This window comes from Colwellia sp. BRX10-3 (assembly GCF_014077505.1).
Taxonomy (GTDB): domain Bacteria; phylum Pseudomonadota; class Gammaproteobacteria; order Enterobacterales; family Alteromonadaceae; genus Cognaticolwellia.
In genome coordinates, this window is record NZ_JACGWA010000020.1 from 20,665 (window position 1) to 29,770 (window position 9,106).

Annotated in this window: 15 protein-coding genes; all 15 read right to left on the minus strand. The window is 36.6% G+C overall.

The genetic code is table 11. From position 1 onward, the window contains the following. The 15 genes from H4J38_RS16260 to H4J38_RS17475 all read right to left on the minus strand — a co-directional run bounded on the left by H4J38_RS16260 (nt 1) and on the right by H4J38_RS17475 (nt 9,093). Nucleotides 1-423 (minus strand): hypothetical protein, encoded by a 423-nt coding sequence (locus H4J38_RS16260; protein WP_182133432.1) that lies wholly within the window; start codon nt 421-423, stop codon nt 1-3. 61 nt (nt 424-484) lie between these two features. Then, nucleotides 485-967: a GyrI-like domain-containing protein gene (locus H4J38_RS16265; RefSeq protein WP_182133434.1), complete on the minus strand. Its 483-nt coding sequence runs from the start codon at nt 965-967 to the stop codon at nt 485-487. A gap of 79 nt (nt 968-1,046) precedes the next feature. Continuing rightward, nucleotides 1,047-1,574, minus strand: coding sequence for a hypothetical protein (locus H4J38_RS16270; RefSeq protein ID WP_182133436.1), 528 nt, complete (start codon nt 1,572-1,574; stop codon nt 1,047-1,049). A gap of 15 nt (nt 1,575-1,589) precedes the next feature. Then, nucleotides 1,590-1,895 carry a hypothetical protein gene (locus H4J38_RS16275; RefSeq protein ID WP_182133438.1) on the minus strand — a complete coding sequence of 102 codons (306 nt, stop codon included), beginning with the start codon at nt 1,893-1,895 and terminating at the stop codon, nt 1,590-1,592. A 359-nt stretch (nt 1,896-2,254) separates the two neighbouring features. Further along, nucleotides 2,255-2,725 carry a DUF6265 family protein gene (locus tag H4J38_RS16280; protein ID WP_182133439.1) on the minus strand — a complete coding sequence of 157 codons (471 nt, stop codon included), beginning with the start codon at nt 2,723-2,725 and terminating at the stop codon, nt 2,255-2,257. Between the two features lie 178 nt (nt 2,726-2,903). Beyond that, on the minus strand, nt 2,904-3,239 hold the full coding sequence (locus H4J38_RS16285) for a hypothetical protein (RefSeq protein WP_182133441.1): 336 nt from the start codon (nt 3,237-3,239) through the stop codon (nt 2,904-2,906). Nucleotides 3,240-3,366: 127 nt separating this feature from the next. Further along, nucleotides 3,367-3,729 carry a hypothetical protein gene (locus H4J38_RS16290; RefSeq protein ID WP_182133443.1) on the minus strand — a complete coding sequence of 121 codons (363 nt, stop codon included), beginning with the start codon at nt 3,727-3,729 and terminating at the stop codon, nt 3,367-3,369. Nucleotides 3,730-3,860: 131 nt separating this feature from the next. Next, entirely contained in the window at nt 3,861-4,328 is a 468-nt protein-coding gene (locus H4J38_RS16295; RefSeq protein ID WP_182133445.1) for a hypothetical protein, read from the minus strand. A gap of 136 nt (nt 4,329-4,464) precedes the next feature. Further along, nucleotides 4,465-4,830: a cupin domain-containing protein gene (locus H4J38_RS16300; protein ID WP_182133447.1), complete on the minus strand. Its 366-nt coding sequence runs from the start codon at nt 4,828-4,830 to the stop codon at nt 4,465-4,467. A gap of 473 nt (nt 4,831-5,303) precedes the next feature. Beyond that, nucleotides 5,304-5,576: a hypothetical protein gene (locus H4J38_RS16305; protein ID WP_182133448.1), complete on the minus strand. Its 273-nt coding sequence runs from the start codon at nt 5,574-5,576 to the stop codon at nt 5,304-5,306. Between the two features lie 182 nt (nt 5,577-5,758). Beyond that, entirely contained in the window at nt 5,759-6,055 is a 297-nt protein-coding gene (locus H4J38_RS16310; protein WP_182133450.1) for a hypothetical protein, read from the minus strand. 83 nt (nt 6,056-6,138) lie between these two features. After that, entirely contained in the window at nt 6,139-6,933 is a 795-nt protein-coding gene (locus H4J38_RS16315) for a hypothetical protein (RefSeq protein ID WP_182133452.1), read from the minus strand. Between the two features lie 169 nt (nt 6,934-7,102). Next, nucleotides 7,103-8,233 (minus strand): serine hydrolase, encoded by a 1,131-nt coding sequence (locus tag H4J38_RS16320; protein WP_182133454.1) that lies wholly within the window; start codon nt 8,231-8,233, stop codon nt 7,103-7,105. A 136-nt stretch (nt 8,234-8,369) separates the two neighbouring features. Next, on the minus strand, nt 8,370-8,921 hold the full coding sequence (locus H4J38_RS16325) for a GNAT family N-acetyltransferase (protein WP_182133456.1): 552 nt from the start codon (nt 8,919-8,921) through the stop codon (nt 8,370-8,372). A gap of 91 nt (nt 8,922-9,012) precedes the next feature. After that, nucleotides 9,013-9,093 carry a hypothetical protein gene (locus tag H4J38_RS17475; protein WP_404842627.1) on the minus strand — a complete coding sequence of 27 codons (81 nt, stop codon included), beginning with the start codon at nt 9,091-9,093 and terminating at the stop codon, nt 9,013-9,015. Nucleotides 9,094-9,106: the final 13 nt, after the last annotated feature.

Below are 9,106 nucleotides of genomic sequence, written 5' to 3' on the forward strand. Positions count from 1 at the left end.
TTAAGCAAACGATAACCAAACCTGCTTTAAGCCAATAATATGTATTATCGCAATGATCAAGCAGATACTTGAGCTAAAAATCCAGAACTCAGGTGTTCGCCCAAGCGGATTATTAATCAAGAAAAGTCCTGCCACACCTCGCAGTAAATAAATGGCGGTGATGATAACTAATATAACACGTACAAAAGGTAATTTAATTATCACGCCAGCGGCAGAAAAAGCATAAAGCGACCAAATAATTAAAACAAAGATAATGCCCGAAGTTATTATTGTCGGTTGAATACTGCCCTGTTCTGCCATTGTCGCCATTTGTTCGCCCGCACCAAAAAACCGATACCAGTTAGCGCCAAAATATATACAACCTACATGAATAAAAGCGGCCAATACACTCAGTATACCGGCAATTATCAGCATTACATTCATTGCGTTAAAACTCCTTTTTTACTTACTAATTGGCTCAACTTCATAGTTATCAATATATAAATTATTCGATAGGTAAATAAATATCCATGATTGCATCGGCCTCAGCAACCTCAGGATAAAAAATGACGCGTTCTAAAAACAGCGGATAATCTCTAAGCGTAAATATTGACTGTGGTAACCACCGGCTATATAGAAAATTGATCACCGTGCCTAATTTGTCATCGTTACCCGTTATCCTTACTTTGGCACATTGCCCTGCCGGAATAATTTTATTAATAACGCCTTGCTGATTCCCTACGACACTGTCTTTTATTGCACAAGCGATATCGAAGCGATAATCTGCGTCTGCTGTAACATTTGGGTCATCATAAATTATATTAAAAGTTTTACTTTTACTGGGTGGCAATGCGTTTTCTTTTCGCCAAGCGATAAACTGCGTAATACTACGACCTATCAAGTTAGGCGCGGCTCTATGTTCAAATGCTGCGATTTTTGTTGCCGGAAAATCAACTAATTCAACTTGAAAAAATTCTTCTTTATTCATTAGTTTATACCTTAAAAATAATAGCTTTTGAGGTTTTTATGCTAAAGCGATATCAATAACTTTATCTCTGCACTAAATACTACTCTTCAATAAGCCAATCGAGATAACATTGTATAAACAGTTGCCAGAAATGTTCACTACCAGAAATTTCAATCAATTGTTGCTGTAACTGCTCTAAAGTAGCTTCATCTGTAACACTACTTAGGTCTGGAAAGAACTGTGCTTGCACTTGTTCGCCATGATTAAATAACAATTGCATACAAGCGATATAACCCACTAAGCTACTTGCTACTTGTTCTATTTCCCAACCTTCATCACCTAAAAAGCCAGTGTAAACCGGTAAGTTATCTTGATTGTTATCAACAAAATACGGATCGCCTAACTCAGTATCACGAGCAAAAACCTGCCACGAAGTTTGCCAACAACCTTTTTCTTCGCCAGATACCCGTTCAATCGTCTGCACTTGGCCTAATTCGCTCATACCAAAGCCAAGTTGGGCTTTATTTAACTCGTTTAACGTTGTTACCTGCTTAAAGCCTTGAGGACCAAAAAACACTTCATCATGAGCTAAAGTATTTAAAGTATTCATTAGTTTTTTATCTGTCATATTTACCTAGTTAATTTAATACGTTTTAAAATATACAATGCCTATCACAAGCACCAACACAACATATACCAAAAATTGAATTCCTGCTTGTCGGTGTTTAATGGCTAGGTCACATACTGTTTTGTTGGAAACTTGCTGTAATAACTTTGAGTTTTTAGGGGAAACAAATACAAAAGGAATTTTTATAAATTTAGGAGATCCTAATTGCTCCCAAATATCAGGTTCAAGCGTTTTTATCGACTGATAATATTTATACTCAATAACACCTGAACGCAACATAAGTATTGCCCAAATAGAAACGAGAACAATTAAAATTGACATAATTCCTCCAAAATATAAAACGCTCCTGTAATAAAAAAAACGCCTAATTAAGAGGCAAACATACTTCCATTGCCTCTATAAAATTTTTGCTCTATTTTATGCGAAATTGAAACTCGGTATAGAGAGCATCATAATCAGTAGTACTTAACCAAGATAATAATGTGTATATCGCATAATTTATGACGGTTCACTCTATACCAGAATAAATATAAGGCCTTAATGACAGAAAAATTCATGTGAAATTCTCGATGTCTGATGATTATTTTATACGCCCGAATAATGGGCAAATAATATAGTTGGTTAAAATAAGCGACGAATGAGTAAAAAACAACTATATTTTGTCTTTGTTTAACAGTTTGTTAGCTATCGTCTTCACCGATAAATTCAATTGAAAAATCTTTATCATTTTCTCCTGAAACAAAAACAGTAATACTTTTAGCTTTATTAAATTGGTAACTGAGCTTCTTAGGAAAGTCATGCTGTGGGTTCTCGAATATCGCCGTTTTAGCAGTACAACTTGTTAATTTAAAAGCAACAGGTAAATCATTACTAGCAACTTTAGCGATATAAAAAATCTCTCCAGACATTTCGACTAATCGCAAAGTTTCAGAACTTACAATTTTGTTCTTTTCAATCGAGTGTGTATAACCCGAACCTTCCAATGTTTTTGCGCTTATTTGTTTCCATGATTCATTGATTTTCAACTGGCTGTTTTCAGAATTCCAATTACCAACTAGCCACGTTAAAGATTCAATAGTACCGCAAGCTTTCGCATGCACCGTTGTTTGAAAAACTAAGCACAATGACACCAAAATTATTACTTTCAACATGAACTCAACTCCGTTGATTGATAAAGATAGCTAACGTCTACTTAAGCGGAAAATTATAGTTGGCTAAATTATTGAGATACGAAACACAACCTACTTACTTTAATCTTTATTTAACGACCTAATAATGGGCAAAAAATTGTTGGCTAAAACGTTGAGGAACTATAGCAGCCTGCTGTTCTCAGTCCTTGTTAGTTTGATTGTTAGCCGTACTTTTATATACAGCTTTAAGGTTATTTATTTCTTTTGAACAGTATTTAGAGGCTATTTTATATAATTCTTTAAACTCTTTTTGCTCGTTATCGTTTGTACCTAATTCAAGAGTAATATTTTCAATTACGCTAGTGATTAAAGATAACTCATCGTGTTCTGAATTTTTAATTTTATCGCTAGGAATATCCCTTAAACACTTAGAAACTCCCAAAAATAAATCAATTTCCTTTTTTACAGCAATATCGTTATTAGATTGTGCAAAAAAGGAAATGCTCGAAATGAGAAACAATATCAATATTTTCATGTAAAATCCTTGTACGGCTAACGCCCTAATAATGGGCAATTGATTGTTGGCTAAAACGTTGAGGAACGAAAAAACCAACTGTTTTTATCTTTATTTATTAGATTGTTAGGTTATTCAGGTTCCATAACTATATTGGCAAATCACATGACAAGACTATATTTGAATTTTCAAGTAATTTAACGTCATTAAAACCTAAGTTTTCAGCCGTTGTTATAGATGATATTGGTATTTCATACACATTAACTACACCAGTGTCGGCTCCACATAATGTGATAATCACATTGCCATCACTAGCTTCTGAAGAGCAATGAACGTTAATATTAGCATCAGTTAATTCTAATAGCATATCTTCTACAGCTATTCCGCTATCAGGGGCACATTGGACAGAACCTTGGTATTTAAACACAAGCACAGTGCCTTCTTTATCGTTGTTATCTTCGCATGCAGTAAAAAGGCATATGGAGCATAAAAGCAAACCTAATTTTTTCATAAAATATCCTTATATAATACTCAGTTCGAATGAAAACCTAACGCCTCGTTAGAGGCGAAAATTGTGGGCTAAAATTAGTGACGAAGAAGAAAAAGCCAGCTGTCTTTTGTCCATTTGAGTAACTTGTATGTTTAAAATTGATAACCTACTTGAAACATACCACCCGTAACAAATTCGTCATTTTCATTTCCTGCAACTATGGTAAAACCTAAATTTACACCCGAGTTGTTAATGCCGTTGAAAAAATAGTGGTAACCTAATCCTGCACCGTAAACGGCTTTACGATCAAAATCATCATATTCATCACCTACGATACCAACATATAAACTTATACCATGTTTTGGAGTTTGAAAGTCAAAGACATCTGTTCTCACCCAACCAGCACCAACCCCACAGGTTTCACCGTATAAGGAAGAGTAACTTACACAACCAGCAGAAATATATTTTAAATCAGTTTTAGATTGAAAACCGATGTTGACACCAACACCACTATAAAGGCTACCTGCGCCTATACCAAAAGTAAAATTGTCGTTTGCTAAAGTTTGAGATGATACAACTAGAGTAAAAGGTAATAGTAATAATTTTGTGATTACTTTCAAAAGTGATCCTTACTTTATTTAGATTTTTAAGCATAACGCCCTGTTAACAGGCGAAAAATATGTTGGCTAAAATAAGCGACGAAGGAGTAAAAGCCAACTGTTTTTTTTCCTTTTTTAACAGCTTGTTAGCTGTACGTTACACCCATATATCATTTTTGGCTGTAAGCTCTGTGCCAGAGTCACCTGTATGAACAACACCTTTAGGTTCAACGATCATGATTTTACATTCAGAAACAGCCGTAGGTTTATGCTCAACTCCCTTTGGAATTACAAACATCTCACCTGACTTTAATGTAACTATGCCATCTCGAAATTCAATGTTCAGACAACCTTCGATTACAATAAAAACTTCGTCTGTATCAGGATGATCGTGCCATACAAATTCACCTTCAACTTTTACCAGTTTAAACTGATAGTCGTTCATCTCAGCAATTACACGAGGAGACCAATGTTCGGTAAATTTAGTAAACTTATCTTTAAAGTTAATTGCATTATGTTTCATTAAAACTCGATTATATGTTGTACAGCTAACGCCTGGATAAGAGCCAAAAAATAGTTGGTTAAGATAAGCGACAAAAAAGCAAAAACCAACTGTTTTTTGTCCTGCTTTATCGACATGTTATATGCAATTATTTATTACAAGCACAAGCTTTTTTGCCATTTTTTTGATTCCACTCATGGTAATTACCACTTGAACAGGTTCGCTTTACATTAGGACAACTCGCAGCATTATGACTTATATTAGTACTCGTAGTTTTTTCAAAAACCGTCCCAAAGATGACATTAGCGATTTGATGGCTAACAGGTTGAGATGAACAGCCTGATATAAGGATAATAGTTAGTAGTGACAAATACTTCATGCGAACTCCATTTGCATATAACGCCCCATTAAGAGGTTTTTAATTGTTGGCTGAAATTATTGAGGTACGAAACACAGCTTACTTACTTTTACCTTTATTTAACAGCATATTATGTTTATTTTGTACCATTACATTCGTGAATTATCTTTTTATTTAAATACTCACCATTAACAACGTTAATGCAACTAACCTCCCAAGAGTTTTCTTTTTTTACTACCTCAACAACGCTGATTGCGTCATCTTTATTGCCACTTAAATGGAACTCAAACTCTTGAATATCACCATAACGTAATGCTCTAAACACACCAAACCACCAATCATACGTTATATTATATTTGCCCAAAGACTCATCAATTTCAACACGATTTTCAAGTGCCGTTTTGGCCACGCTATACGCTTGACTCGTGTTAAAAACCTTATAAGTCCAAATGGAAATTCCACATAGAAATACTACTAGCCACATTCTATTTTTATTCATTAGTAAGTCATCCGTTTTAAAATAAACTACCTAGGAGTAAAGATTAACTGTTTTTTCCCCCACTTTAACCGCTTGTTATAATCTAACTTACTCTACCCCCCTGAATTAAAGAAAAACCAGACACCAATAATTGAAATAGAAAATGCAGGGATCCTTGCTAAAAACCATGATGCTATTTGGGGGTAATCAATTTTATTAACTATTAAATTAGGGTAAACGCATAATGACAATAAAACGAGCCAAAATATTGGATAAAACCAAATAAATGAATCCCAAGCACCAAAGACAATTTGTTGAAATATGTAGGAAAAAGATTTTAATAACGTTAATGCTGCCAAACCTCTAGTTACAATATCAACAGTAAAAAGAATAACCTTGCTATGACTCATATGCTATCCATGGTTTATAACGCTTGGCATAACCGGGCCGCCGTTGATGCCACTTTGAAAACATGCAACTGGCGGCTCCGTGTTCATGCCTTTGTTTTGTTGATTTTTACACCACTGAGTACGTAAAATACCACTATCGCCACCATCTGAAGAGCAACACTCATCATGATCGGCCTAAATTCGTGAAGTTCGAAAACAAATAGGATTTCTTTCGCGAATAGATAAAGGGTCACGAAGATGCTTCCGAAGATCATGATTGGCCCCATGCGCGCCAGTTCATTGTATCGATTCACTCTCTCGTCGCTCTCCTTCAAAATCGATCTATAGGACCAAATTATTGCGCTGACAAAGAGGAAGTTGGTGATCGTAATCGAGACGACTTTGTGTAACTGATTTCCTCCTGAATTATCCCCAAACACATAAAGCGTGGTCACGTACGAGAGGTAGAGCCCAACCGCAATTATGACAGGTGCTATTGGTAGGATGCTAAACAAGCTGGGCTTTCCAACAAAAGAAGCTAGAGTGTCTGAAGACTCGTCTAGAGTTTGCTGAACAGGTAGTACACCGTGATAAAACAGAATTGTAAACGTAGAAACTTGGACAAGGAAAAACATACCGATTGATAATAGTAGCCCCGTCATGGAAAGGGTACCTTCGGCGTGGAACACTACGCAAAGCAAAAGTACTGGAAACCCCAGAATGGCGATTACGTAATTGATCAAAACATAGAGCCTGTGGATCCCCTGATGAGAACCAGCTTCTTTTGATTGAGTAACAACCTTGCTCTGAACAGCGTCGGCGATTTTACGGGGACAGAGAATCGATAGCAAAACGACCTGACATACTAGGACGAACGCAAGCAACGCAGTAATAATCATGTCGAACAAAACTCCTTTCCAACAGCTATCTACACTCGTGAAATACAACGTAGATGCCAGTACCATAACGCCTATTTAATGGGTAAATATTGCTGGGTTAAAATAGTTAACTCAGTGAAACAAACCAAGCAGTATTTGTCCCTGTTTAATTTATTGTTATGTGAGCCCTCTACTGCCAACAACTATACCCATTGGCAAAGATTGTCTTTTCAGCGGCATGAGCAGCAGCCCATCCTAGGGAAATTGGTGTCCGTGCGTCTGGTGCATCTTCGCGATTAGTCAGCACAATCACAGAAAGGTCGTCATCAATCGCTCGAATATATGCGGTACCTGCGTATCCACCATGAGTAAGAATGCGACGCTTATTAACAACTTGTACCTGCCACCCACGTGCATACCCCCATGTATCACACGATTTGCCGGTGTCGAATACACGCTGAATAGCCAATGTGCCCTTCAGGGCATCAGGATTGATGACTTTCGGTTCTGTAAGTTCAGCTTCCCAGAGCATCATGTCATGTAATGAAGACATGATCCCAAAATGCGATGCCAAGGCAAACTGCCAAACTCGTCGATTGCGTTGAAGCCTGCCTTCTTTCCATGCGTAACCCTGTGAAAGAAATGGCACTATCTTCCTCTGATCAAGTAGATGTGTTTGTTTCATACCTAATGGTGTAAAAAATGTCGACTGCATATACTCTGCGTAGGTTTGTTTGGTCACTGTTTCAATAATACTTCCTAATAAGAAGTACCCTAGATCTGAGTAATTCCAATCAGTTCCTGGTTCTGCGAGCATTGGCGTTTTTTTAGCCGAAGCCATCATGGCCTCACGTGTGTAATCAAGTAGTAATACATCATCAACAGTCTGCTCAAAGCGATGCGCTAGTCCACCTTTATGGGAGAGAAGTTGATCAATAGTAATGTTACCCCAAGCTACAGGTGCTTCTTCAATATAATCGACTAGCTTTGCTTCAAGGCTCAATCTACCTTCTTTAACAAGTGTCATGACTGCAAGCGCGGTCATCTGTTTGGTTAAAGAAGCGAGTTCAAATACCGTTTTCGTGGTAACTGAAACATTGTTACTTATATCGGCAAGTCCATATGTGCCAATATGAACAGGTTTTCCCTTGCGCATAACGGCCAATGCGACTCCTGGAAAATGTCCATCTTGCTTAAGTTCTTCAATTCTTGCGTCGAGTTTCTTAATGCGCGAAGCAGTCTGAGACTCTCCCCCAAAGACTAAGGAACTTCCCAATGTAAGTACCAATATTAACAATCTTAAAGTGCCTTTTAACCGCATGTTAACTCCTTTAGTACACATAACGCCCTGTTAACAGCCAATAAAATAGCTGGTTAAAATAAGCGACGAAAGAGCAAAAACCAACTATTTTTGTCCTGCTTGAGTGGCTTATAGTATGTGGCAAAAAAAGGATGCATCATGTATTTATTATTTTAGGTCTAAGTAAGAAGCCAATAATACTACCAAAGAGATTCTTGTACATTGCTTCTATCTCTTCTTTAGTGATACTGCCGCCAAATATAAGCATCTCAAGTTTTTCTCCTGGTTCTTTCACAAAATAACCTGATGAACTGAATCCGTTTTTTTCATAAAAAGCTTTACGCTTGCACCTTTGTGCGAAGTTTATTTTTTGCTTATCAAGTTTTTCAATGTTCAGTACAATTCTTTTTCCGGAGTGCATAACTTTCATTGAATCCAATACTTTACTGCCATATCCACCTGAGCGAAAAGATTCCGAAATAGCTAAAAAGTGTACCAATACAATGTCTTTAAACTCAGTGGTATAAATGAGACCTATCCAAATATCATCTGTATAAAGAACGTTAAATCCTACCTTACCTTTTCTCAGTTTAAATTTAAGGATCCACGTCGGAATACGTTGAGCGGTGGTAAACGCTTTCTTATACAGATCGATAACCTTCGAGTAGTTATCGTCATTTTGATTTAGTGGTCGAAGATTAATGCTCAAATGTAGTACTCATAACGCCCATTAAAGGGGCTGATTATTGTTTGCTAAAATGTGTCACGAAGTGATCTTACACCACTTTCGTAGACACATTTCAAAGTCCTAATTTCTCATATTTTTCAGGCGTTGTATAACCTAAACTTGAATGTAATCGTTCTTGATTGTAAAACGCGATGTATTTCTGACTA

Coding starts and splice junctions, on each gene's coding strand:
- H4J38_RS16275 (WP_182133438.1), bottom strand. CDS start 1,895: ATGTCAATTTTAATTGTTCTCGTTTCTATTTGGGCAATACTTATGTTG.
- H4J38_RS16280 (WP_182133439.1), bottom strand. CDS start 2,725: ATGTTGAAAGTAATAATTTTGGTGTCATTGTGCTTAGTTTTTCAAACA.
- H4J38_RS16260 (WP_182133432.1), bottom strand. CDS start 423: ATGAATGTAATGCTGATAATTGCCGGTATACTGAGTGTATTGGCCGCT.
- H4J38_RS16320 (WP_182133454.1), bottom strand. CDS start 8,233: ATGCGGTTAAAAGGCACTTTAAGATTGTTAATATTGGTACTTACATTG.
- H4J38_RS16270 (WP_182133436.1), bottom strand. CDS start 1,574: ATGACAGATAAAAAACTAATGAATACTTTAAATACTTTAGCTCATGAT.
- H4J38_RS16265 (WP_182133434.1), bottom strand. CDS start 967: ATGAATAAAGAAGAATTTTTTCAAGTTGAATTAGTTGATTTTCCGGCA.
- H4J38_RS16290 (WP_182133443.1), bottom strand. CDS start 3,729: ATGAAAAAATTAGGTTTGCTTTTATGCTCCATATGCCTTTTTACTGCA.
- H4J38_RS16300 (WP_182133447.1), bottom strand. CDS start 4,830: ATGAAACATAATGCAATTAACTTTAAAGATAAGTTTACTAAATTTACC.
- H4J38_RS16315 (WP_182133452.1), bottom strand. CDS start 6,933: ATGATTATTACTGCGTTGCTTGCGTTCGTCCTAGTATGTCAGGTCGTT.
- H4J38_RS16310 (WP_182133450.1), bottom strand. CDS start 6,055: ATGAGTCATAGCAAGGTTATTCTTTTTACTGTTGATATTGTAACTAGA.
- H4J38_RS16285 (WP_182133441.1), bottom strand. CDS start 3,239: ATGAAAATATTGATATTGTTTCTCATTTCGAGCATTTCCTTTTTTGCA.